This is a genomic window from Mycolicibacterium rutilum, assembly GCF_900108565.1.
Taxonomy (GTDB): Bacteria; Actinomycetota; Actinomycetes; order Mycobacteriales; family Mycobacteriaceae; genus Mycobacterium; species Mycobacterium rutilum.
Window position 1 is genome coordinate 842458 of sequence record NZ_LT629971.1, and the last position, 25327, is coordinate 867784.

At 69.3% G+C, this 25327-nt stretch carries 14 protein-coding genes; 7 read left to right on the plus strand and 7 right to left on the minus strand.

Annotation, left to right across the window (positions count from 1 at the left end; genetic code table 11):
• Positions 1–4 precede the first annotated feature (4 nt).
• Together BLW81_RS29230 and BLW81_RS04125 are read right to left on the minus strand one after the other, a co-directional pair.
• On the minus strand, positions 5–409 hold the full coding sequence (locus BLW81_RS29230; RefSeq protein ID WP_157897577.1) for a hypothetical protein: 405 nt from the start codon (positions 407–409) through the stop codon (positions 5–7).
• A 9-nt stretch (positions 410–418) separates the two neighbouring features.
• The gene (locus BLW81_RS04125; protein ID WP_083406111.1) at positions 419–1177 is read right to left on the minus strand and encodes an isocitrate lyase/PEP mutase family protein; all 759 of its coding nucleotides are present in this window, start codon (positions 1175–1177) and stop codon (positions 419–421) included.
• 112 nt (positions 1178–1289) lie between these two features.
• Between BLW81_RS04125 and BLW81_RS04130 the strand changes: the two genes are divergently transcribed.
• The 5 genes from BLW81_RS04130 to BLW81_RS29235 all read left to right on the plus strand — a co-directional run bounded on the left by BLW81_RS04130 (position 1290) and on the right by BLW81_RS29235 (position 5440).
• The gene (locus BLW81_RS04130) at positions 1290–1583 is read left to right on the plus strand and encodes an Rv0250c family protein (protein ID WP_064349304.1); all 294 of its coding nucleotides are present in this window, start codon (positions 1290–1292) and stop codon (positions 1581–1583) included.
• Between the two features lie 40 nt (positions 1584–1623).
• Positions 1624–2466, plus strand: a complete 843-nt coding sequence (locus BLW81_RS04135) for a succinate dehydrogenase subunit SdhC (protein ID WP_083406112.1) — start codon at positions 1624–1626, stop codon at positions 2464–2466.
• Between the two features lie 33 nt (positions 2467–2499).
• Positions 2500–4449: a fumarate reductase/succinate dehydrogenase flavoprotein subunit gene (locus tag BLW81_RS04140; protein WP_083406113.1), complete on the plus strand. Its 1950-nt coding sequence runs from the start codon at positions 2500–2502 to the stop codon at positions 4447–4449.
• Positions 4446–5198, plus strand: coding sequence for a succinate dehydrogenase/fumarate reductase iron-sulfur subunit (locus BLW81_RS04145; RefSeq protein WP_083406114.1), 753 nt, complete (start codon positions 4446–4448; stop codon positions 5196–5198). Before BLW81_RS04140 ends, BLW81_RS04145 begins: the two co-directional genes overlap by 4 nt.
• Before the next feature lie 80 nt (positions 5199–5278).
• Positions 5279–5440 carry a hypothetical protein gene (locus BLW81_RS29235; protein ID WP_157897578.1) on the plus strand — a complete coding sequence of 54 codons (162 nt, stop codon included), beginning with the start codon at positions 5279–5281 and terminating at the stop codon, positions 5438–5440.
• Positions 5441–5446: 6 nt separating this feature from the next.
• On the opposite strand, the gene BLW81_RS04150 is transcribed toward BLW81_RS29235, so the two are convergent.
• Positions 5447–5938: a flavin reductase family protein gene (locus BLW81_RS04150; protein WP_083410310.1), complete on the minus strand. Its 492-nt coding sequence runs from the start codon at positions 5936–5938 to the stop codon at positions 5447–5449.
• A 161-nt stretch (positions 5939–6099) separates the two neighbouring features.
• Between BLW81_RS04150 and BLW81_RS04155 the strand changes: the two genes are divergently transcribed.
• On the plus strand, positions 6100–6768 hold the full coding sequence (locus BLW81_RS04155; protein WP_083406115.1) for a GAP family protein: 669 nt from the start codon (positions 6100–6102) through the stop codon (positions 6766–6768).
• Between the two features lies 1 nt (position 6769).
• On the opposite strand, the gene pe is transcribed toward BLW81_RS04155, so the two are convergent.
• The 4 genes from pe to BLW81_RS04175 all read right to left on the minus strand — a co-directional run bounded on the left by pe (position 6770) and on the right by BLW81_RS04175 (position 14193).
• Entirely contained in the window at positions 6770–7909 is a 1140-nt protein-coding gene (gene pe / locus BLW81_RS04160; protein WP_083406116.1) for an acyltransferase PE, read from the minus strand.
• Positions 7910–7970: 61 nt separating this feature from the next.
• Positions 7971–9725 (minus strand): AMP-binding protein, encoded by a 1755-nt coding sequence (locus tag BLW81_RS04165; RefSeq protein WP_157897881.1) that lies wholly within the window; start codon positions 9723–9725, stop codon positions 7971–7973.
• 10 nt (positions 9726–9735) lie between these two features.
• Positions 9736–12735 (minus strand): MMPL/RND family transporter, encoded by a 3000-nt coding sequence (locus BLW81_RS04170; RefSeq protein ID WP_083406118.1) that lies wholly within the window; start codon positions 12733–12735, stop codon positions 9736–9738.
• Between the two features lie 36 nt (positions 12736–12771).
• Positions 12772–14193: a condensation domain-containing protein gene (locus BLW81_RS04175; RefSeq protein WP_083406119.1), complete on the minus strand. Its 1422-nt coding sequence runs from the start codon at positions 14191–14193 to the stop codon at positions 12772–12774.
• A 246-nt stretch (positions 14194–14439) separates the two neighbouring features.
• Here BLW81_RS04175 and BLW81_RS04180 point away from each other — a divergent pair, with 246 nt between their 5' ends.
• Positions 14440–25320 (plus strand): type I polyketide synthase, encoded by a 10881-nt coding sequence (locus tag BLW81_RS04180; RefSeq protein WP_157897579.1) that lies wholly within the window; start codon positions 14440–14442, stop codon positions 25318–25320.
• Positions 25321–25327: the final 7 nt, after the last annotated feature.

Genomic DNA, 25327 nt, shown 5'->3' on the forward strand with positions numbered 1-25327 from the left:
CGTATCAGCCGACGGTCGTCTCGGTCGTGGTCTCGTCGAAAGTATTTGTCGTTTCGGTGGTTTCGGGATCCGTCGTGGTGGTCGTCGTCGTGGTGGTCGTGGTGGTGGTCGTCGTTGTCGATGTCGTTGTCGTCGTGGCGGTCGTGGTCGTCGGCGACGTGGTCGTGGTCGTCGTCGTTGTGGTAGTCGTGGTCGTCGACGGGGTGGTGCGGGTCAGCGACGGCACCGGCGGCGGGATCACCTCAGGGGTCCTCGACGAGTCGGCGGTGCGGACGACGGCGTAGATGAGGATGACCATCAGGATCGCCAGCGCCACGCCGCCGGCGATCACCACCGGTTGCTGGTCATGCCAGTTGCGCTCGTCGACGTCGTGCTCGGTGTCATGCTCGTCGTGCTTGTCGGGGGGCACGCCCGCACCTTAGACCCAGCGCTGCAGCAGTTCCTTGGCCTGTGCCGACAGGGCGCGCTGCAGGAAGGGTCCGAAGCTGACCCGCGCGACGCCCAGCGGGCCGAACGACGCGGGGTCGTCCTGGTCCGGCACCCCGATCGCATTCACCGGAAGTGGTAGCTCGGATGTCAAGCGGCGCAACGTATCCGGGTCATGGCGGCCCACCGGGTAGAGCACGTCGGCACCGGCGGACGCGGCCTCGGCGAGCCGGGCGATCGCTCGCTCGACGCGGTCGGCCTCGTCGCCGTCCTGACGCAGGAACAGGTCGGTGCGGGCGTTGACCACCACGTGCACGCCGGCGCTGTCGGCGGCCTGGCGCAGCCCGCCGACGAACTCGGCGTGTTCGGCGACCGACCGCAGCCGGCCGCCCTCACTGTGCACGGTGTCCTCGATGTTCAGCCCGACGGCGCCCGCCTCAAGCAGGCCCTCGATCAGCCGGGCCGGGGTCTCGCCGTAACCGGCCTCGATGTCGACCGACACCGGCACGTCGACCGCCGCGGTGATCTGCTTGACGCGGGTCACCACGTCGTCGAAGACCATGCCCTCGTTGTCGGCCTTGCCGATCGAATCGGCCAGCGGATGACTGCCGACGGTCAAAGCAGCAAAGCCTTCGTCGACGGCCAACTTCGCCGACCATGCGTCCCAGACGGTCGGCAGGATCACCGGGTTTCCGGGTTGGTGGAGTGCCAGGAGCGCCTCGGCGCGCTGTTTGGCGACCTCGTCGGGCATCGGGCCTCCTAATACGTGTTTGACGTGATCTGTCTCACTCTGCACTGCATGATGTAGCTAGCATCGGGTGTCGTACTGTGATTCCCGACACCCTTCAGCCCAAGGAGGTCAATTGTCCAGCACTACCGAACTTGCCGAGCTGCACGAGCTAATCGGGAGCCTGCGGCGGTGCGTGACATCGCTGGCGTCGAGGTACGGAGACACTCCGGCCACGCGTCGCATCGTCAACGACGCCGAACGCATCCTCAACGACATCGATCGACTGGACATCGACGCCGAAGAGCTGGAGCTGGCCCGCGGCGTGGTGCACCACCATGCCGGTGACCGCATCCCGATCCCGGACACCCAGTACGACACCGATTTCTGGCGCGGTGTCGACGACGAAGGGCTCGGCGGAGTCCGCTGAGACATCGTCGCCCGGGACAACTCAACACCGAAAGGCAACAGTGAGCGCACCCACCGCCGACCGCAAGGCGACCGGCGTCTTTTCGCCGAGCCGTGCCCAGATCCCGCAGCGCACCCTGCGCACCGACCGGTGGTGGCAATCGCCGCTGATCGTGAACCTGGGCTTCGCCGCATTCGTGATCTACGCGACCGTGCGGGCGTTCATGCAGAAGTGGTATTACGTCGCCGACTACCACTATCTGACGCCGTTCTACTCGCCGTGCGTGGTCAAGTGGAACGCCGCCGAGCAGTCCGGCTGCCTCCCGGAAGCCAGCCATTTCGGGCAGTTCCTGCCCGACGTGTGGTGGCTGCCCTATGCGGCGGTGTCGCTGCCGTTCCTGCTGCTGTTCCGGCTCACCTGCTACTACTACCGCGGCGCGTACTACCGGTCCGTGTGGCAGGCGCCCACCGCGTGCGCGGTCGCCGAACCGCACGCCACCTACACCGGTGAGACGCGTCTCCCGCTGATCATCCAGAACACCCACCGGTACTTCTTCTACATCGCGGTGCTGATCTCGCTGGTCAACACCTACGACGCGATCGTGGCGTTCCGCTCCCCCGAGGGCTTCGGATTCGGTTTGGGCAACGTCATTCTCGTCGTCAACGTGGTGCTGCTGTGGACCTACACGATCTCGTGCCACTCGTGCCGCCACGTGGTCGGCGGCCGCCTCAAGCACTTCTCCAAGCACCCCGTCCGGTACTGGATGTGGACCCAGGTGAGCCGGCTCAACACCCGGCACAAGACCTATGCGTGGATCACGCTCGGGACGCTGATGCTCACCGACTTCTACGTCATGCTGGTGTCCAGCGGTGCGATTTCCGACCTGAGATTCATTGGCGCCTAGGTCTTTTCCAGAAACGGTAGTGAGGTTTATTTGATGGCGGAAACTGATGCTCTTCGCGCAAGCGGCTCATCGGAAATCGAACGGCACTCCTACGACGTCGTCGTGATCGGGGCCGGTGGCGCCGGGTTGCGCGCGGTGATCGAGGCACGTGAACGCGGCCTGAAGGTCGCGGTCATCACGAAATCGCTTTTCGGCAAGGCACATACGGTGATGGCCGAGGGCGGCTGCGCCGCCGCGATGGGCAATGCCAACCCGAAGGACAACTGGCAGGTCCACTTCAAGGACACCATGCGCGGCGGGAAGTTCCTCAACAACTGGCGGATGGCCGAACTGCACGCCAAAGAAGCCCCGGACCGGGTGTGGGAGCTGGAGACCTACGGCGCGCTGTTCGACCGCACCAAGGACGGCCGGATCAGCCAGCGCAACTTCGGCGGCCACACCTACCCGCGGCTCGCCCACGTCGGCGACCGCACCGGCCTGGAGATCATCCGCACCCTGCAGCAGAAGATCGTGTCGCTGCAGCAGGAGGACAAGGAAGAGTTCGGCGACTACGACGCTCGCATTCGGGTGTTCCACGAGACGACGATCACCGACCTGATCAAGGACGGCGACCGGATCGCCGGTGCGTTCGGCTACTACCGCGAGACCGGCAAGTTCGTGCTGTTCGAGACGCCGGCGGTGGTGCTGGCCACCGGCGGCATCGGCAAGTCCTACAAGGTGACGTCGAACTCCTGGGAGTACACCGGCGACGGGCACGCGCTGGCGCTGCGCGCGGGCGCGACGCTGATCAACATGGAGTTCGTCCAGTTCCACCCGACCGGCATGGTCTGGCCGCCCAGCGTCAAGGGCATCCTGGTCACCGAGGGTGTGCGCGGCGACGGCGGAGTCCTGAAGAACTCCGAGGGCAAGCGCTTCATGTTCGACTACATCCCGGCGGTGTTCAAAGGCCAGTACGCCGAGAGCATCGAGGAAGCCGACCAGTGGCTCAAGGACAACGACTCCGCGCGCCGCACCCCGGACCTGCTGCCCCGCGACGAGGTGGCCCGCGCGATCAACTCCGAGGTCAAGGCCGAGCGCGGCACCCCGCACGGCGGCGTGTACCTCGACATCGCCTCGCGGCTACCCGCCGAGGAGATCAAGCGCCGGCTGCCGTCGATGTATCACCAGTTCATGGAGCTCGCCGAGGTTGACATCACCAAGGAGCCGATGGAAGTCGGGCCGACATGTCACTACGTGATGGGCGGCATCGAGGTGGACCCGGACACCGGTGCGGCCAAGACGCCCGGACTGTTCGCGGCCGGTGAGTGCTCGGGCGGTATGCACGGTTCGAACCGGCTGGGCGGCAACTCGCTGTCCGACCTGTTGGTGTTCGGCAGGCGCGCCGGGATGGGCGCGGCCGACTACGTCCGCGCCCTCGGTGAGCGGCCCCAGGTGACCGACGACGCGGTCGACGCGTCGGTGAAGCTGGCGCTACACCCGTTCGAGGGCCCGTCCAACGGGGACGCCGCCGAGAACCCGTACACCCTGCAACTCGATCTGCAGGACACGATGAACAGCCTGGTCGGCATCATCCGCAAGGCCGACGAGGTGTCCGAGGCCATCGACAAGCTCACGGAACTGCGGGAGCGCTACAAGCGGGTACGGGTGGAGGGCGACCGCCATTTCAACCCGGGCTGGCACCTGGCGATCGACCTGCGCAACATGATCCTGGTCAGCGAGTGCATCGCCAAGGCCGCGCTCGAGCGCACCGAGAGCCGCGGCGGGCACACCCGCGACGACTATCCGTCGATGGAGTCGTCGTGGCGCAAGACGCTGTTGGTGTGCCGGGCAGAAGGCGACACCGTCGTGCCCGACATCGACATCACCCGCCAGGACCAGGTTCCGATGCGCGACGACCTGTTGGAGCTGATCGACATCGAAGAGCTGGAGAAGTACTTCACCTCCGAAGAGCTCGCCAACCACTCGTCTAGGAGAGGCGCATGAGTTACCAGGCAAAGATGCGCGTGTGGCGCGGCGACGACGACGGCGGCGCGTTGCAGGACTTCTCCGTCGAGGTCAACGAGGGCGAGGTGGTGCTCGACATCATCCACCGCCTGCAGCAGACCCAGGCCGGCGATCTGGCCGTGCGGTGGAACTGCAAGGCGGGTAAGTGCGGATCGTGCTCGGCGGAGATCAACGGTCGGCCCCGGCTGCTGTGCATGACGCGGATGTCGACGTTCTCGGAAACCGAGGTCATCACCGTGACGCCGCTGCGCACGTTCCCGGTGATCCGCGACCTCGTCACCGACGTGTCGTTCAACTACCAGAAGGCCAGGGAGATCCCGGCTTTCGCACCGCCGAAGGATCTGCAGCCCGGCGAGTACCGGATGGCGCAGGAAGACGTCAACCGGTCGCAGGAGTTCCGCAAGTGCATCGAGTGCTTCCTGTGCCAGAACGTCTGCCACGTCGTGCGTGATCACGAGGAGAACAAGCAGGCGTTCGCCGGTCCGCGCTTCCTGATGCGTCAGGCCGAACTCGACATGCATCCGCTCGACGTGCACTCCCGGCGCGCCGAGGACGCGCAGGAGGTGCACGGCCTGGGCTTCTGCAACATCACCAAGTGCTGCACCGAGGTCTGCCCCGAACACATCAAGATCACCGACAACGCGCTGATCCCGATGAAAGAGCGCGCCGCCGACCGCAAGTACGACCCGGTGGTGTGGCTCGGCGACAAGCTCTTCAGGCGACGGTAGGACCTCGGCACAACCGTTGACGATTACGCAACCGCAGGTACCCTGCGGGTAGCGGCCAATCAACGACGAAAGGTTGCACCGTGGCACTTCGGCAGCGACATAACGCCAACGACATTCGCACCGCGATCCGTGAACTGAGCGCGCGCGCCCAACTGGCCCGCCGGGAGGGACGCCCCGCCGACGCGGCCGAGCTGGAGCAGCGTATCGCCAACTACCGCGAGGAGCTCGGCGCCTGCCCCTAGGCCGCTCTAGTCTCCTGCGCCCAAGCGGCGAAACGTGCTGCGGTGGAACACGATCGGCGCGACATCGGGATGCACGGTGATGTCGCAGACCCGCAGCAGCACGATCGTGTGATCGCCGGCGGGCACCAGCTGCTCGATGGCGCTCTCCAGCCACACGCTGGTGCCCTCGACTAACACCGCGCCCGACTCCCGCGACACGGTCTGCAGGCCGGCGAAGCGGTCGCCGGTCTTGGCGGCCAGCGTGCGCGCGGCCGCGTCGTGCGCCTCGCCGAGCACGCTGATCCCCAGTGACGGCAGGTCCTTGAGCTTGGGCCAGGTCTCCGAGGTGTTCTGCACGCAGAACGACACCAGCGGCGGGTCCAGCGACACCGGAACGAACGTGCTCGCCGCCAGCCCGACCCGCACACCGTCCACCTCGGCGGCGATCGCGATCACGCCGGTCGGGAAGTGCCCGAACGCCTCACGCAGCGTCGAGGGGCTCAAATCTGTAGCGCTCATCGCTTCCATCTTCACACGATGGCGTGCGCAGCCACCACGGCCCGGTTCCACCTACCGGGCATCGACGGTGCATACGGCACCGGCGGGGGTCGGAATCGCGGTGAGCCCAAACCGGTAACCTGACGCGAACCGACCGCTCGGCCGAGGGACTGACGCATCGCATGTGGATCACGCTCTTGGTGATGGCCGTCGCGGTCAGCCTGGAGCCGTTCCGAGTGGGGATGACGGTTCTGATGATCAACCGCCCCCAACCGGCGCGGCAGTTGCTCGCCTTCCTCGCGGGCGGTTTCGCGATGGGCACCGTCGTCGGAGTCATCGCCCTGTTCCTGCTGCGGCCGGCGCTCGACACCGCCCGCTTCACGCTGCCGGTGGTGCAGATCGTCGTCGGCGTCGTACTGCTGATCAACGCGGGGCTGGTGCTCGCCGGGGTGTGGAGCCGCGGCCGGGACGTCGTCAACGTCGCGGACAGCCGGTTCGGCCCCGTCGCCACCCGGGCCCGGCGCGTGCTCGACGGCCGGTCGCTGTGGACGGCCGGGGTCGCGGGCCTGGGTATCGCGCTGCCCTCGGTCGACTACCTCGCTGCGCTGGCCCTCATCGTCGCCTCGGGCGCCGCGACCACCGTGCAACTGGGCGCGCTGCTGGCGTTCAACGTGGTGGCGTTCGCGCTCGTGGAGATCCCGCTGCTGTGTTACCTGGTCGCCCCACAGCGCACCCGGGCCGCGTTGTCCGCGCTCTACGACTGGCTGCGCGCGCAGGGCCGCCGCGGGGTCGGCGCGCTGCTGGCCGTGGTCGGTGCGGTGCTGCTGGCGGTCGGCGTCGCCGGGCTCTGACTCAGGGCTGCGGCTGATTGTTCAGCACGTACTGCAAACCCGACAGCAGCTGCGACACCGGGTCGGCGCCGCCGCCGAACGCCGCCTGGGTGGCGGGCGCGGTGACCTCCGCGGGGTCGTAACCGTTGACCGGGTCGACGGTGATCGGCGCGGTCAGCGGATTGTCGTGCCGCGAGTAGCCCGCGTCGACATACGGTTTGAGCACCGCGTCGAGCTTGTTGAGCGTGTCCTTCTCCACCCCGAGGTACTTGAACGGCAGCACCAGCGGCAGGTGCTCCTCGGGGATCATGAACGTCGTCGTCTTGGCGCCCCGCGAGTTGACGGCCGTGCGGATGTTCTGCGCCGGCACCATCTCCGGCCGGGTGAACGCGACCGCGGTGTGCCCGGTCGCCAGGCCGACGATCGCGTTGGCCACCGACAGCCAGTTGTCGGGGCGGTCGGGCCAGTCGGCGATGCTGTCGTAGGCCGAGACGAACTGGTAGGTGTCGTACTGGCTCTCGACCGGCGGCGGGATCCGGTAGTCCAGCGACGGCACCACGGCGCCGACCGGGAACATCTGGGTCAGGAAGCTCTCGCCGAAGGCATGCCGGGCCACCGGGTCGCCGTACATCGCGAAGCTCAGCTGATCCGGCGGCGGCGCGGCCGGGTCGTAGGCGAGTTTGGCCTGCACGTCGTTGAGCACCATCGCGCCCTCGGACAGCCCGATCACGGTGCCCTGCCCGCCCGCGCGGACCGCGTTGATCACGTTCGGTGTCCCGACGTCGACCGACTCGCCGACGCTGGGCCCGTCGAGGCCCAGCCCCGGCACGTAACGGTCCCCGAAGGCGCCGATGCCCGGGAACAGCCGCTCCAGGGTGTGCCCCTGCACCTGTCCGGCCGGGTAGTCGACGATCTGCCGGTCCAGGCCGGGGAACCAGTCCGATCCGGTGCGCATGATGTATTCGTCGTACGGGATGCCCAGCACGTGCGCGCCGCCCAGCGCGTACGCCCGGCCCGGCGTGCCCAGCGGCGGCGGCGCGTCGGTCGGGTTGACCGGCGGCGGCGGGGCGGGCGGTTCGTCCGCGGCGGCGATTCCGAGGCCGAAACTTCCTGCGGCGCCGAGGGTTGTCAGCACGGAGCCGAGGGCGAGAAATCGTTTCATGCCTGTGCGCACACCTCCCCGGCCTGTCGGCCGTACTGCCACCAAACCATACCCGGCGTCGTCACGACGAGGCCCCCGCTGCGGCGTCCACCCTGGGGAAGCCGTCGCGCCGGTACTGCTCGACGCAGGCCGCGCGGCGGATCTTGCCGCTCGTCGTCGTCGGGATCGTCCCGGCGGGCACCAGCACGAGATCTTCGACGCTCAGCCCGTGCGCGTTGGAAATCGCCGCGGTGACTTCGCTTTTGATCTCGCCGAGCCTGCGCTGCGCGGCCTCGTCACCGTCGGCGGGCGTCTTGACCTCGATGATCGTGACCAGCCGCTCGGCACCATCGACCGGGACCGCGATCGCCGCGACGCGGCCGCGGCTGACCTCCTGCACGGTGGCCTCGATGTCTTCGGGATAGTGGTTGCGGCCGCGGATGATCAGCAGGTCCTTGATGCGGCCGACGATGAACAGTTCGCCGCGGTGGACGAAGCCTAGGTCGCCGGTGCGCAGCCAGAGCCCGGCCGGCGTGCCCGGCGACGGGTCGACGAGCGTCGCCCCGAAGCAATCCTGTTCCCCTGCGGGCTTACCCCAGTACCCGTCGGCGACGTTGTCACCGTGCACCCAGATCTCGCCGACCACGTCCGGCGGGCACTCGCGCAGCGTCTCGTCGTCGACGATCCGCAGTGAAGGGTCCTGCAAGACACGGTATTTGACGAGTGCCACGCCCTTGCCTGCCGCACTCGGTCGAACCCGCCCGGCGCCCAGCTCGTCGGGGTCGAAGTGGACAGCCTCGCCGGAATCACTCCAGGTGCCGGCTGTGACGAACACCGTCGCCTCCGCAAGGCCGTACGACGGACGCAGCATGTGGCTTCGAAAGTTGAAGTGCGCGAACCGGTCCGCGAACCGGTCCAAGGTCGCCGACTCGACGCGCTCGGCGCCGTTGATGATGCCGCGCACTCCACCGAGGTCGAGCCCGTCCAGATCCCTGTCGGCGGTCTTACGGGCGGCCAGATCGAAGGCGAAGTTGGGCGCCGCAGAGAAGGCGCCGGGGTTTTCGGCGAGCGCCCGTACCCACCTTGCGGGTCTCTCCAGGAACGCGGTGGGGCTCGTCAGCACACCGGGAATGCCACTGAGGATCGGTGCGCAGACGCCCAGCACCAGCCCCATGTCGTGGTAGAAGGGCAACCACGACACGAACGTCGCATCGGTTGAGGCACCTCCGAAGAAGTGACCCATCACCTGCTCGAAGTTCACCTGCAGGTTGCGGTGGGAGATCATCACGCCGGTGGGCAGCCGCGTCGAACCCGAGCTGTATTGCAGGTAGGCGACATTCGGCAGCTCGGTCAACTCGGGGACGGGCCCGCCCTCGGCGTCCAAATGCAGCGAATCGATCTCGACGAGCGCCGGCGCGGTGTCCAGCGGCGCCGTGCCCACGAAGTCGCCGACGTCGGCCGCGGCAGCGGACGTGGTGAGCACCACCGCGGGTTCGGTGTCGGTGAGCACGGAATCGGCGCGCTCGTGCCCCGCTCCGGGATGCGGGAGCGGAAGCGGGACCGCGATGAGCCCGGCCTGCATCGCTCCGAGGAACGCCAGGATGTACTCGACGCCCTGCGGAGCCAGGATCACCGCCCGGTCCCCCACCGACCCGTGCCTGCGAATCTCGCGGGCCACGTTCATCGTTCGTCGCGCCAACTGCGACCAGGTGAGGCTCTCGGATACGCCCGCCTGGTCGCGGGTGTAGTCGGTGAACGTGAACGCAGTGCCGTCGGGCCGCAGGCCGGCACGGCCGTGCAGCATCGACAGGATCGAAGACTGGGCTGTTGTCACGATTTGTCCCGCATCAGCTCGTCGAGTCCGCGGGTACACGTGCGGTGGGGGCGGGCGGGCTCAGCCGCGACGGCCACCAATTGGCCCGGCCGACCAGCGCGGCGATCGCGGGCACCGTGATGGTGCGAACCACGAAGGTGTCCAACAGGATTCCCACCCCGATCACGAAGCCGCCCTGGATCACGATGCCGATGCTGGAGAACAGCAGACCGGCCATCGACGCGGCGAAGATCAGGCCTGCTGCGGTGATCACCCCGCCGGTCGAGCCCAGCGTGCGGATCACGCCGTAGCGCACGCTGTGCGGTGACTCGTCACGCAGTCGGGACACGAACAGCATGTTGTAGTCCGCGCCCACGGCGACCAGCACCACGAACGCCAAAGGTGGCACGCTCCAATGTAATTCCTGGCCGAGGATCATCTGGAAGGCCAGCACCCCGATGCCGATCGCCGCGAAGTACGACACCACCACGGATCCGACGAGGTACAGCGGCGCGATGATCGCACGCAGCAACACCATCAGTGTCAGCAGCACGACGATCAGCGTCGCGGCGATGATGAACCGGATGTCCTGCTGGTAGTAGTCGCGGGTGTCACGCAGCGCGACGGGGAACCCGCCCATCGAGATCGTCGCGTCGGCCAGCATCGTGTTCGGCTGCGCGCCCCTGGCGACGTCGGAGATCTCGTTGACCTGGTCCATCGCCTCGGCGCTGAACGGATTGAGCTTGGTCTGCACCAGATAGCGCACCGATCGCCCGTCGGGCGAAATGTACGCCGCCGCCGCCTTTTTGAAGTCCGGCAGGTCGAGCACCTCGGACGGGATGTTGAAGCCCGCCTGGTTGGGGTCGGCGGCGTTGTTGCGCATGGTCAGCAGGAACGTCGACGCCTCGTTGAGCCCGGCGGCGATCACCTTGACCTGCTCGACGAGTTCGTCCACCCCGCCGGCGACTTCGCGGCTTCCGGTGGCGAGCCGGTTCGCACCGCGCTGCAACTCGGCCAGGCCGCGTTGCGGGCCGCCGGGACGGTCCAGGCCCATCGCGTTGACGGCCTTGGTGACGTTGGCCATCGCGGTGTTGAGCTTGGTCACCGCCTGGTTGAGGCTCTGCCGGTCGTCCACGCTCTGGAGTTCCTGGGCCAGGCCGTTGATCTCGTCGAGGCTGCCGTCCTCGCGGGCGGCCACCAGCCGCTGGAACTGCTGGCGGGTGTCGACGCAGGACGGGTTGGCGTCGCAGACCGCGTTGCCGTTCAGCGCCGCCAGCACCGGGCCGATCCAGGCGAACATGTCGCGGACGGTCCGGAAGTTCACGCCCATCGAGTTGCCGAGCGCGTTGATGCTGGTGACCAGTTTCGCCGCGACCTCGACGTCGCGGACGAGTTTGTCGCCGCCGTACTCGGTGCGCACCGACGAGAAGGTGTTCACCAGGTCCTGGATGCTCGGCGCGATCGTGTTGATCTGGCCGCGCACGTCGGCGAGGCTGTCGGCCAACGTGTTCGCGCCGTCGGTCAACCGATTCAGATCGCCGGTGCGCTGGCCGATCTGGGCGGACCCGTCGGCCAGCCGGTCGCCGACGATGCCGGCCTGGAAGGTGGCCCGGAACTCCTGCGGCACCTCGCCGACCGGGCGGGTGATGCCGCTGACCAGCCCGATGTTCGGCAGCTGCGCGACGCGCGAGGCCAGCTGCTCGAGGTCGGCGAGCGCCCGCGGCGAGCGCAGGTCGTGCGGCGACTGGATCAGGATGTACTCGGGGATCGACTGGCTGATCGGGAAATGGCGTTCGAGCGCGGCGTAGCCGACCGAACTGGGCGCCGACGCGTCGACCACCTTGCGGTCGTCGTAGTTGTAGTCGCCGAACACCGCGATGCCGGCCAGCAGCGCCAGCACCAGCAGGCTGGCCACCAGGTGCGGCACCGGCCGGCGCACGATGCGGATGCCGGAGCGCCGCCAGAACCGGGCGGTCAGCTCGCGCCGCGGTTTGACCCAGCCGCGCGGCCCGGCCAGCACGAGGATCGCCGGGAGCAGCGTGATGCCGGCCAGATACGCGATGCCGATGCCGATCGCCGAGGACACGCCGACGGTCTTGAACACGCCCATCTGCGCGAAGCTCAGCATCAAAAACGTCAGGCCGACCGTCGCCGCCGAGGCGGTGATGACCTTGCCGATCGAGGACATCGCCGCCCTGACCGCGTGCTCGTAGCCGTCGCCCGAGCGCAGGTAGTCGTGGTAGCGGCTGATCAGGAACACCGCGTAGTCGGTGCCCGCGCCGGCCATGATCGCGCTGAGGAAGACGATCGACTGGTTGGACACGCCGGCGCCGGTCAGTTGCGAATAGCCGGCCACCGCGCCCTGCGCGATCAGCAGCGACGAGCCGATGGTGATCAGCGGCAGCAGCATCGTGACCAGGCTTCGGTACACCAGCAGCAGCACGCCGAGCACCAGCACCGCGATCGCGATCTCGATCGGTAGCCGGTCTTGCTCACCGGCCACCGTCAGGTCGGCGACGGTGGCGGCCGGGCCCGTCACGTACGCGTCCACCGAACTGCCCGCGACGCTCTGCCGGATGATGTCGGAGACGCGGTTGAACGAGTCGAACGCCCGCGGGGTGCCCAGTTCGCCTTCGAGGCTGACCGGCAACACCCAGGTCGTCTTGTCCTCGCTGGTGAGGAACGGCCGCAGTTGCGGGGTGGCGATGAAGTCCTGCACCGACACCACGTCGGTGACGTTGTCGCGCAGGTCGTCGACGAGTTTGCGGTAGGCGTCCTCGTCCTGGCGGGTCAGCCCGTTCTCGTTGATCAGCGCGACCAGCAGCAGGTCGTCGTTGCCGGACTCGCCGAACGCCTCGGCCATCTTGGTGGCCGTCACGGTCGAGGGCGCGTCGGCGGGCAGGATCGCCAGCGGATGCTTCTGCGCCATCTCGCCGAGCGACGGGAAGCTCAGCGGGAGCGCGACGAGCAGCGCCACCCACACCCCGATGACCGCCCACGGCCACCGCACCACAAAATCGGCTAACCGCCGCATATCGTCCTTATCCCAAAACCGTACTGATGCTCCACGCTAAGCGACGCGCCCCCAATTGCCGCTGTCGGCGACCAGAGCGCACACCGACCGCATCGTCTTCATGTAGCGGGTGACCGACTTGGCGGCGACCGGATTGTCGGGATGCATGATCGCCATCACCGTGCCCTCGCCGTACCGGAAGATGTAGATCGTCAGCTGGTAGGAGAACCGGCCGTCCGGATAGATCCCGATGTTGTCGGCCAGTCCCATGTCGGCGGCGGCGAGCACCGCGTTCAGAGGCGCGGCGCCGGCATGGAAGAAGTTCGACACCGGGAAGTTCGGCCGCGGCCAGTCCAACTCCGGTGCCAGTTCGAGCACCCGGTAGTACGGCACCTTGGCCATGTTCAGGTTCGAGTCGAACGACGCCTGCGCCGACCACGCCGCGTCGGCGAAGGAGGCGGCGCCGATCGGGACCGTGATCGGGATCAGGCCGGTGAACCAGCCCTGCGTCATGAAGTTGTCCGTCGCCGATCGGGAGTCCCGGGGGGTGAGCCCGTAGTAGGTCAGCGCGCCGGTCAGCTCGTGCTCGACCTGGGCCAGGCAGGCGAACAGGCCCCCGACGAACCGCGCACCGGCCGAAGCGCACGCCGCCTCGAAGCGCTCGGTCTGCGCCGTGTCCATCAGGACCTCGGTCGTCATGTCGCTGCGGGTGGCCTCCAGGTGGTTGCCCAGCGGCAGCGGGAACTCCGGGAAGCTGCCGCCGCTGCTCTCGGCGAAGTCGATCCAGGCCCGGACGTCCGGCGAGTCCACGGTCAGGTCGGCGGTGCGCTCGCGCTCGCGGATGCAGAACTCGTCGAAGCTGCCGGGCTCGGGCAGCACGAGGGCCTCTCCGCCGCTGCTCAGCGCCGAGTACATGCCGTTGGCCTCGAGCATCGTGGTGCCGATCAGGGTGGCGTCGCCGTGCACGTGGTCCATGGCCGCGAAGAACGTGAACCGGCCGTCGTTCTGGATGATCCCGAACGTGAAGCAGCCCCACTCCAGCGGGCTGGGGATGCCCACGACGTGCTCACGGATCTGCTCGACGGTCATGGTGCCGTGGTCGATCGGGACGAACTCGATGTCGGCGGGGTCCTCGAGCGCGTGCCGGATGAACTCGCCGTCGCCGGCGTGCTCGAACCAGCTGCGGAACGTGTCGTGCCGGCGCAGATAGGCGTTGACCGCGTGGTCCATGGCGGCGATGTCGCACTGGCCGGCAACCTCACAGCTGGCGATGATCTGCCGGGAGAAGTTCAGGCCCGCGGCGGTGCGCTCGCAGTAGTTCCGCAGATGCTGGCCCTGCATGTAGCTGACCGGCACCGAGCTCACCGGCGCCTGCCGGGCCTTCTCGACCGCCGCGGCCGTCGGATGCCACGACGTGACAGAACCCGGGCTCAACGACCATTCATCAAGTGCGCCAACCGTGATCTTGCCGATGCGCAAAAGCTTGTGTCCTTCCCAGTGCTGCCCGATCCGCCGGCTGAAGACCCGGCATCGGCAGTCGCCGGATCAACATACTCCCGCCCGACACGCGGTTGCCCGGCCCGTGCTGCGGGCCGCCCGGCGGCGACGCGCATATGGCTTGACGACATGCCATAGTGTGCGTCGGGGGAACGTTATTTTCGGGCGCGACAGGCGGCCCGCGAGGTCATGTTCCGACCAATCAATGCTATGGAGGTCGACACGGGCATGGGATCTGCCGCACAACCGAACGAAGCTGCTCGTTTTGCGATCGTCGGATACGCGGCGCGATTCCCAGGGGCTCAGGACGCCGACGAGTTCTGGGACCTGCTGCGTGAAGGCCGCGACGCGATCTCCGACGTGCCCGCCGACCGCTGGAACGTCGACGACTTCTTCGACCCCGAACCCGGTGCGCCCGGCAAGGTGGTGACCCGCCGCGCGGGGTTCGTCGAGGACTCCACCGGTTTCGATGCGCCGTTCTTCGGGATGTCGACGCGCGAGGCCCGCCTGGTGGACCCGCAGCACCGGCTGCTGCTGGAGACCGCGTGGCGCGCGGTCGAACACGCGGGCATCGCGCCGACCTCGCTGGCGAACTCCAACACCGGTGTGTTCGTGGGTCTGGCCACCCACGACTACCTGGGCATGGTGTCCGATGAGCTGTCGTACCCCGAGATCGAGGCGTACATGGCGATCGGGACGTCGAACGCCGCCGCGGCCGGCCGCATCAGCTACCGGCTCGGGCTGCAGGGTCCCGCGGTCGCCGTCGACACCGCGTGCAGTTCGTCGCTGGTGGCGATCCACCAGGCCTGCCAGGCGCTGCAGCTCGGCGAATGCGACCTGGCGTTGGCCGGTGGCGCGAACGTCCTGCTCACCCCGGCGACCATGATCACGTTCTCCAACGCCCGCATGCTCGCCCCCGACGGCCGCTGCAAGACGTTCGACGCCGCCGCCGACGGCTACGTGCGCGGCGAGGGCTGCGGTGTCATCGTCGTCAAGCGGCTCGAGGACGCGCTGCGCGACGGGGACCGGATCCGCGCCGTGATCCGCGGCAGCGCGGTCAACCAGGACGGCGCCTCCGGCGGTTTGACGGTGCCCAACGGGGTGGCCCAGCAGCGGGTCATCACCGATGCGCTCAACCGGGCGGGCCTGCAGCCCAGCGACGTCGGCTACCTCGAGGCGCACGGCACCGGCACATCGCTGGGCGACCCGATCGAGGCGCAGGCCGCCGGTGCGGCGTTCGGTCCCGGCCGCGCGGCCGACCAGCCGCTGCTCATCGGTTCGGCGAAGACCAACATCGGCCACCTGGAAGCCGCCGCGGGTATCGCCGGCGTCATCAAGGTGATCCTGTCGCTCGAGCACCAGGCGCTGCCCAAGCACCTGAACTTCGAGACCCCGTCGCCGCACATCCCGTGGGATCGGCTGCCCGTCGAGGTGGTCACCGAGACGATTCCCTGGGAGCGCAACGGCCGCCCGCGCATCGCGGGGGTCAGCTCGTTCGGCTTCGCAGGCACCAACGCCCACGTCATCCTCGAGGAGGCGCCCGAGCCTGCGCGGCCCGAGCAATCCGCCGACGAGCCCGACGCGACGTTCAGCCTGCTGCCGCTGTCGGCGCGCACCCCGACCGCGCTGGTGCAGCTCGCGGACAGTTACCGCACCTGGCTGACCGAGCACCCGGAGGCCGCGCTGGCCGACGTGTGCTTCACCGCGGGGACGGCGCGGGCGCATCTGGAGCAGCGCGCCGCGCTGGTGGTGAACTCGCGCGAGTCGGCCGTCGAACTGCTGGGCGCGCTCGCCGACGATCGGCCCGCCCCCGGCCTGGTCCGCGGCGAATCGCAGGACGCACCCAAGACGGCGTGGCTGTTCACCGGGCAGGGCAGCCAGTACCCCGGCATGGCCAGGGAACTGTTCGACACCGAGCCCGTGTTCGCCGAGACGGTCCGGCAGTGCGCGGACGCGATCGCCGGTGTGCTCGAAAAGCCGTTGCTCGACGTGATTTTCGCCGTCGATGATGCGGACGAGACGCTGCGGCAGACCGCGTACGCGCAGCCGGCGCTGTTCGCGGTCGAAATGGGCCTCGCACGGCTGTGGCAGTCGTGGGGCCTCGAGCCCGACGTCGTACTCGGCCACAGCGTCGGCCAGTACGCCGCCGCGTGCGTGGCCGGGGTGCTGAGCCTCGAGGACGGCACCCGGTTGATGGCCGAACGCGGCCGGCTGTTCGGCAGCCTGCCCGCGGGCGGGCGGATGGCGGCGGTGTTCGCGCCCGCCGAGCGGGTGGAGAGCCTGACCGACCGGTACCCGAGCCTGTCGGTGGCCGCCTACAACGGCGCGAACACCGTACTGTCCGGTCCGGCAACCGATCTCGAACAAGCCGTGGCCGCACTGGTCGGTGACGGTGTGCGGTGCGACTGGCTCGAGACCAGCCACGCGTTCCACTCGGCGCTGCTGGACCCGATCCTCGACGAGTTCGAGGCATACGCGCAGCAATTCGACTTCGCTGTGCCGCAACGGATTCTGATCGACAACCGGACCGGCGCGGCGCTCGGCCGCAGCGTCAAGCTGGACGGTGCGTACTGGCGCAGGCACGCCCGGCAACCGGTGGAGTTCGCCAAGAGCGTGCGCACGCTTGCCGAGATGAACTGCAAGGTGCTGCTCGAGATCGGTCCGCGACCGGTGCTCACCGCCGCGGCGCTGGCGGCCTGGCCCGACCCCGCCTCCGCGCCCCGCGCGATCGCGTCGCTGCGCCGCAACGTTGCCGACCACCGGCAGATCACCGAAGCGCTCGCCGACGCGTACGCGCTCGGCCACATGCCGCAGTTCGCGGCGTTCCGCAGGCCCGATGCGCGCAAGCTGGACCTGCCCACCTATCCGTTCGAGCACCGCCAGTACTGGTTCTCCGACAACCGGCCCGACACCGCAGCCGACACCGACGCCGCACAGACCGCCCCGTCCGCGGCGCCCACCGAAGCCGTGCGGCTGCTCGAGGACGGCCGGATCTCCGAACTCGCCACGCTGCTCGGCGACACCACCGACCAGCAGACCCTCGACGTGCTGAGCAAGCTTGCGGCACAACACAATCAGCAGCGTTCGACGCAGTCCGTCGCGGACGCGCGCTACGAGATCCGCTGGGAGCGGGCGGGCGCACCCGGGCCGGCGGCCGCCGAAGCGGGCACGTGGCTGCTCATCGGCGACGATAGCGCCGCGGTCCGGCCCCTGGTCGAGGCGCTCACCGCCCGCGGCCACGCCCACCGCTTCGTCGGACTGCCGACCTCCGACACCGACCAGGAGCAACTCGAGCAGACCCTGCGGGCCGCAGATCCGGCGGTGCGCATCGTGCACGTCGCCGCGCTGGACTCCGCCGCCGCGCCGTCGATGCGGTCGTTGTTGCGGATGCAGCACCAGATCATAGGCGGCACCCGGCGACTGTTCCGCGCGGTGGCCGCCGGTCTGCGCGCACCGGTCTGGCTCGTGACGCGCGGCGCGCAGCGGGTCGTCGACACCGACCGCGTCGCTCCGGACCAGAGCTGCCTGTGGGGCTTCGGCCGCGCCGCATCGCTGGAATTCCCGCAGTTGTGGGGCGGGCTGGCCGATCTGGCCGACTGCTCGGCCGACGAATGGACGCGGTTGCTCGACCGGATGACCGCAACGGGTTCGTCGCCGGTCACCGACGACCAGCTGGCGGTGCGCGGTTCGGACGTCCACGTTCCGCGGCTCATCCGCCGGGCTGGGCAGCCCAGCGGATCGTCGCTCGAACTGCGTTCGGACGCAACGTACCTGGTGACCGGCGGGCTGGGATCGATCGGTCTCGAGATCGCCGGTTACCTCGCCGCGCACGGCGCACGTCATCTGGTCCTCACCAGCCGCCGCGAGCCGGCGGACGCGGTGCGTGAACGCATCGATGTCCTGACGGCGCAGCACGGCACCGAGATCCGGACGGTCGCCGCTGACGTCGCTGATGCCCACGACGTCGCGCGCCTGCTCACCGGCATCGCCGATCTCCCGCCGCTGGCGGGCATCGTGCACGCCGCCGGCGAGATCGGCACCACGCCGCTCAGCGACCTCGACGACGCCGAGGTGGACCGCGTGTTCGCCGGAAAGGTCTGGGGTGCCTGGCATCTGAGCGAGGCTGCGAACGACATGGCCTTGGACTTCTTCATCAGCACCTCCTCGATCGCGTCGGTGTGGGGCGGGTTCGGACAGACCGCATACGGCGCGGCGAACGCGTTCCTCGACGGGCTGGCCGTCAGCCTTCGCGACCGCGGCATCCCCGCGACCAGCGTCAACTTCGGACCGTGGTCGGCCGGTATGGCCGACGCCGAGTCGCGGGCGCGGCTCGAACAGCGCGGCGTGCACACGCTGTCCCCCGCCGATGCGCTGGCCGGGCTGGCCGACGTGGTGGCCCCGGGCCTGGCGCAGGGCGTGGTGGCCCGTATCGACTGGAGCCGCTTCCTGCCGCTGTACCAGCAGGCGGGCCGGCGTGGGTTCCTCGCCGAGGTGGAGCGTGAGGTGCCCAGCGCGGTACCGGCGGTGGCACCGTCGGCAGGCAGTAGGACCGAGCTCGTCGAGCGGCTTACCAACGCGCCTGTGCAACAACGCAAACGATTGCTCACCGACTACCTGCGCGACGCGGTGGCCGAGGTGACCCGCGTCGATGCCGCCGAGATCCGCGAGGACGCCGGATTCTTCGACCTCGGCATGGACTCGCTGATGGCCGTCGAACTGCGCCGCCGCCTCGAACAAGGCCTCGGCACCGAGATCCCGGTCACCCTGGTGATGGACCAGCCGCGGCTGACCGACGCCGCCGACTATCTGCTCGGCGAGGTGCTCGGGCTCGCCGAGCAGCCGGTCAAGGCGGCGCCGGTAGTGTCGGTCGAGCGCACCGACGAGCCGATCGCGATCGTCGCGGTGTCGTGCCGGTTCCCCGGCGCACCGAACCCCGAAGCCTTCTGGGAATTGCTGTCCGGCGGCGTGGACGCCATCCGGGAGATCCCGGAGGACCGCTTCGACATCGACGAGTTCTACGACCCCGACCCGGACGCCGCCGGCAAGACCTACACCCGCTACGGCGGCTTCCTCGACGGCATCGACGGATTCGATCCCGAGTTCTTCGGCATCTCCCCGCGTGAGGCGGTGTGGATCGAGCCGCAGCAGCGGCTGATCCTCGAAACCGTCTGGGAGGGACTGGAACGCGCCGGGTATGCGCCTGCCGACCTGCGGGGCAGCCGGACCGGGATCTTCACCGGGGTGGCCGCCAACGAGTACGCGCATCTGCTGTCCGCCGAGTCGATCGACAAGATCGAGCCCCACTTCATCACCGGCAACGCGCTCAACGCCATCTCGGGCCGCGTCGCGTTCGCGCTCGGCCTCGAGGGCCCGGCCGTCGCCGTGGACACCGCGTGCAGTTCGGCGTTGGTGGCCGTCCACCAGGCCGTGCAGGCGTTGCACGCCGGGGACTGCGACCTGGCGTTGGCGGGCGGGGTGAACGTGCTGCTGAGCCCCGTCACCGTCGTCGCCGCGTCCCGCGCCAGGATGCTGTCGCCGGTCGGGCGCTGCAAGACATTCGACGCATCGGCCGACGGCTACGTCCGCAGCGAGGGCTGCGGCATCCTGGTGCTCAAGCGGTACAGCGACGCGGTCCGCGACGGCGACCGGATCGCCGCGGTGATCCCGGCGAGCGCGGTGAACCAGGACGGCGCCTCCAGCGGTCTGACCGTGCCCAACGGCGGTGCGCAGCAACGGCTCATCGAGTCGACGCTGGCCCGTGCCGGCCTGACGGGCGCCGACATCGACTACCTCGAGGCACACGGAACCGGCACCCCGCTGGGCGATCCGATCGAGGTGCAGGCGGCCGCGGCGGCTTACGGCAATTCGCGTCCGGCAGACCGGCCGCTGCTGATGGGGTCGGTCAAGACCAACATCGGCCACACCGAATCCGCCTCGGGCGCAGCCGGATTGATCAAGGTCGTGCTGTCGCTGCAGAACAACCTGCTCCCCCAGAGCCTGCACTTCGACAACCCCTCACCGCACATCCCGTGGAACACGCTGCCGGTCCAGGTGGTGGACAAGGCCGTGCCGTGGCAGGCCAACGGCAGGCCGCGGCGCGCGGGCGTGAGCTCGTTCGGGTTCACCGGCACCAACGCGCACGTGCTGATCGAGGAGCCGCCGCAGACCCCGCAGCCGGAGGAGCGCGGCGAACAGCCCGCGGTGCATGTGCTGCCGCTGTCCGCACGCTCCCCCGAGGCGCTGGTGGAGTTGGCGCAGCGCTACGACACGTGGCTCGACCAGCATCCGGACGCCGACCTGGCCGACGTGTGCCGCACCGCGGGCACCGGCCGGTCGCACTTCGAGTACCGCGCCGCGATGGTCGTCGACTCGGTGGCCTCCGCCCGTCAGGGCCTGGCCGACGTGGCCGAGAACCGCACCCGCCCCGGTGTTCTGCGTGGCGAGCACACCCATCAGCCCACCACCGCGTGGCTGTTCACCGGGCAGGGCAGCCAGTACCCGGGGATGGCGCGGGAGCTGTTCGAGGCCGAACCCGTGTTCGCCGAGACCGTGACGCGCTGCGCGGACGCCGTGCGCGATTTGTTGCCGGTTCCGCTGCTGGACGTGGTGTTCGCGGCCGACCGCGAGACCGGGGAACGGTTGCGGCACACGTCGTTTGCACAGCCGGCGTTGTTCGCGATCGAGATGGGGCTGGCGCGGCTGTGGCAGTCGTGGGGCATCGAACCCGATGTCGTGCTGGGCCACAGCGTCGGCCAGTACGCCGCCGCCTGTGTGGCCGGGGTGTTCAGCCTCGAGGACGGCGCCCGCCTGATGGCCGAGCGCGGCCGGATGTTCGGCAGCCTGCCCGAGGGCGGGCGCATGGTCGCGATCTTCGCCGACGCCAAGCACGTCGAGCAGGTCGCAGGCGAATTCCCGCGGGTGTCCGTCGGCGCCTACAACGGACCCAACACCGTGTTGTCGGGCCCGGGCGGTGATCTCGAGCAGATCGTCGAGAAGTTCTCCGACGAGGGCATCCGGTGCACCTGGCTGGAGACCAGCCACGCGTTCCACTCCGAACTGCTCGACCCGGTGCTCGACGAATTCGAGGCCTTCGCCGCGCAATTCGAGTTCGCCGCGCCGACGCTGCCGCTGGTGTGCAACCGCACCGGTGCGGTGCTGACCGCGCAGAACCCCCTCGACGCGCAATACTGGCGGCGGCATTCGCGCCAGCCGGTGCAGTTCGCCGAGAGCGTGCGCACCGTCGCGGCGCTGGGCTGCTCGGTGCTGATGGAGATCGGCCCGCAACCGGTGCTGACCGGCGCCGCGGTGCAGGTGTGGCCCGAGCACATGGCCGCCCCGCGGGCGATCGCCTCGCTGCGCAAGGGCGTGGCCGACCGGCGCCAGATCGCCGATGCGTTGGCCGCGGCCTACGTCGGCGGGCACCGGCCCGATTTCGCCGCGCTGTACCGCGAACCGGGCTCGCCGCTGGAACTGCCGACCTACCCGTTCCAGCGCCGCCGGTTCTGGCCGAGGACCACCAGCATCGCCGTCGACGGACCCGCGTCGTCCGGAATCCTGGGCAGCGCCAAGGAACTGGCGTCCGGCGACACCGTCTACACCAGCAGGCTGTCGGTCAAGTCGCAGCCGTGGCTGTCCGACCACGTCATCTACGGCACGGTCGTCGTGCCGGGTGCGACGTATGCCGCCATGGCGCTGACCGCGGTCGGTGCGCCGGCGCGGGTCAAGGACGTGTTCTTCTACGAGCCGATCATCCTGCCGGAGAAGAGCTCTCGCGAGGTGCAGCTGACCTTGCGCCCCGGTGAGGGCGACGGCCAGTGGACGTTCCAGGTGCACAGCCGCCCGTACGGCGAACGCGGCGCCGAGTGGTCGCTGAACGCCGACGGCACTGTCGTCAGCGGGCTCGACGAGGCGCCGGTGGCCGAGGATCCGGTCGACGAGGCGATCGAGCGGTGCAACCGCATGCGCCCGCAGGACCTGTTCGAGACGTTCGCCGACATGGAACTGGCGTGGGGCCCGACCTGGTCGGGGTCGCTGAAGTCGTTGTGGCTCGGCGACGGTGAGGCGATCGGCGACGTGTTCGTCGGTGAGGAACTCGCCGAGCAGCTGGGCGCCGAGCCGATGCACCCGGTGCTGATGGACCTGTGCACCGGCGTCGCGTTCCCGGCGTTCCCCGCGCTGCTGGCCGCCGAGCAGGGGGTCAGCGACCTGTTCCTGCCGCTGCGCTACGGACAGGTGTCGCTGCGGGAGAAGATGCCGCGCCGGTTCTACTGCCGGGCGCGCTGGCACAACAGCGAGCTCGACAGCGAAACCCAGGTCTTCGACCTCGATTTCGTGAGCCGCGACGGGCGTCCGCTCGGCGGCATCCGCGAGTTCACGGTCAAGCGGGCGCCGCGCGAGGCGCTGCTGCGCGGTCTCGGCGGCGACGCCACCCGGCTGCTGTACACGCTCGGCTGGCATGAGGTGCCGCTGCCCGCGTCGGCCTCCCCCGACGGCACCTGGCTGATCTCCGGATTCGACGAGCTGGCCGCGACGGTGCCCGGCTGCATTCCGGCCGATCGGTCCGCGGACAGCGAGTCGCTGGGCGAACTGCTGACCCAGGCACACGAGCGCGGTCTGCCGTTCTCCGGTGTGGTGTGGCGCGCCACGGCGCCGCGCGCGGACGAGTCGACCGCCGACGTCGCCGCACGGATCGAGACCGAGATCGCCGATCTGCTCAGCGCGGTGCACACCGTGCAGCGCGGTGAGATCACACTGCCCGGCGGGCTGTGGATCGCCACGGAGCGGGCGGTGGCCACCGAATCCGGCGAGTTCACCGATCCGGTGCAGGCGGCGCTGTGGGGCTTCGGGCGCACCACGATCAACGAGGAACCGGCGCTGCGCTGCAAGCTGGTCGACTGTGACGGTTCGCCGGAGGCGGTGCGGGCGCTGGCCGACCTGCTCGCCACCCCGGTCGAGGAGCCGGAACTGGCGCTGCGCCAAGGCAAGCTGCTGGCGTCGCGGCTGCTGCCGTGGGCCCGCAGCGGTCACCTGACCGTGCCGCGGTCCACCGATTACGTGCTGGCCCCGACCGAGCGCGGTGCGATCGACAACCTGCGGCTGACCGAGGCGGACGTGCCGTCGCCTGCCGAGGGTTACGTGCAGGTCCGCGTCGAGGCGGCGGGCCTGAACTTCCGCGACGTCCTCAACGTGCTCGGCCTGTACCCAGGTGATCCCGGACCCATCGGCGGCGATTTCGCCGGCGTGGTCACGCAATTGGGTGACGGGGTGACCGGCCTCGAGGTGGGCCAGCGGGTGTACGGCTTCATGCAGGGCGCGTTTGCCAGCCGGTTCAACGTGCCCGCTCAGTTGGTGGCGCCGGTGCCAGAGGGGCTGAATCCCGTCGCGGCGGCGACCATCCCGGCAGCCGCGCTGACGACCCGGCTCGCGTTCGACTGGGCGCAGCTGCAGCCCGGCGACCGGGTGCTGATCCACGCTGCCAGCGGTGGCGTCGGGCTGGCCGCGATCCAGATGGCCCAGCAACACGGGGCCGTCGTGTTCGCGACCGCCAGCACGTTCAAACGCGCGACGCTGCAGAAGATGGGCGTGAAGTACGTCTACGACTCGCGCACCACCGATTTCGCCGATCAGATCCTGGCGGACACCGGCGGTGCGGGCGTCGACGTGGTGCTCAACAGCCTGACCAACGAGGGCTTCATCGAGGCGACGGTGCGGGCCACCGCACAGAACGGTCGGTTCGCCGAGATCGCCAAGCGCGACATCTGGACGCCCGAGCAGATGGCCGCGGTCCGGCCCGACATCGCCTACGAGATCGTCGCGCTGGACACGGTGACCTTCCAGGAGCCCGAACGGATCCGGAAGCTGCTGACCGAGGTGTCCGACGGCCTCGCTGCCGGCGAGTGGGCTCCGCTGCCCGCCGAGATCTACCCGCTGACCGAGGCCAGGACGGCGTTCCGCCGGATGCAGCAGGCCCGGCACATCGGCAAGATCGTGTTGCAGATCCCGAATCCGCTTGCACCGCAGCCTGATCGGAGCTACCTGATCACCGGCGGGCTGGGCGCTATCGGTCTGCACACGGCGGCGTACCTGGCGCAGCTGGGGGCGGGTGACATCGTGCTGACCAGTCGGCGCGCACCCGATGCCGAGGCGCAGCGCACGATCGAGGAGATCACCGAGCGCTTCAAGTGCCGCATCCACACGTACTCGGCCGACGTCGGCGACGAGGCGGAGGTGGCCGCGCTCCTGGACCGGATCCGCACCGAGCTGCCGCCGCTGGCCGGGGTGGTGCACCTCGCGGGCGTGCTCGACGACGCGCTGCTGTCCCAGCAGGACGTCGAGCGTTTCCGGACGACGTTGGCGCCCAAGGCGTTCGGCGCCTACCACCTCGACCGGATGACCGACGGCCTGGACTTCTTCATCGTGTCCTCGTCGGTGTCGAGCGTGTTCGGCTCACCGGGTCAGGCCAACTACGCGACGGCCAACGCGCTGCTCGACGGCCTGGTCGCGCGTCGCCGCGCCCAGGGCCTGCCGGCCACCGGCGTGAACTTCGGTCCGTGGGCCGACGGCGGTATGGCGTCGTCGGAGGCCGCCCGCGCCAACCTCAACGCGCAGGGCCTGGTGCCGCTGGAGCCGTCGGCGGCGCTCAACGGGCTCGCCGAAGTGGTCGCCAACGGCACCGCGCAAGCGACGGTGGTCAAGGCGAACTGGGCACGGGCCGCCAAGCTGCTGGGTGCGACGCGGCCGCCGATCCTCGATCTGGTGCTCCCGCGACCGGAGGGCGAGGTGACCGGGGACAGCGAGCTGCTCAAGCAGCTGATGGAGATCCCGGTGCCGCAGCGCGCCGGCTTCGTCACCGAGTTCCTGCAGCGCGAGGTGCAGAACTTCCTGCGCCTGGCGTCGCCGCCCGCGGCGACGAGCCGGTTCCTGGACCTCGGCACCGACTCGCTGATGGCGATCGAGCTGCGCAACCGGCTGCACAGCCAGTTCGGCGGCAAGTTCACGATCAACGCGACCGCGGTGTTCGACTACCCGACGATCGGCGGGCTGGCCGAATATCTCGTGGGTCAACTGCCCGACGCGGAGGCCGAGCCCGCGCCCGCGGCGGCCGACTGATCGCGCC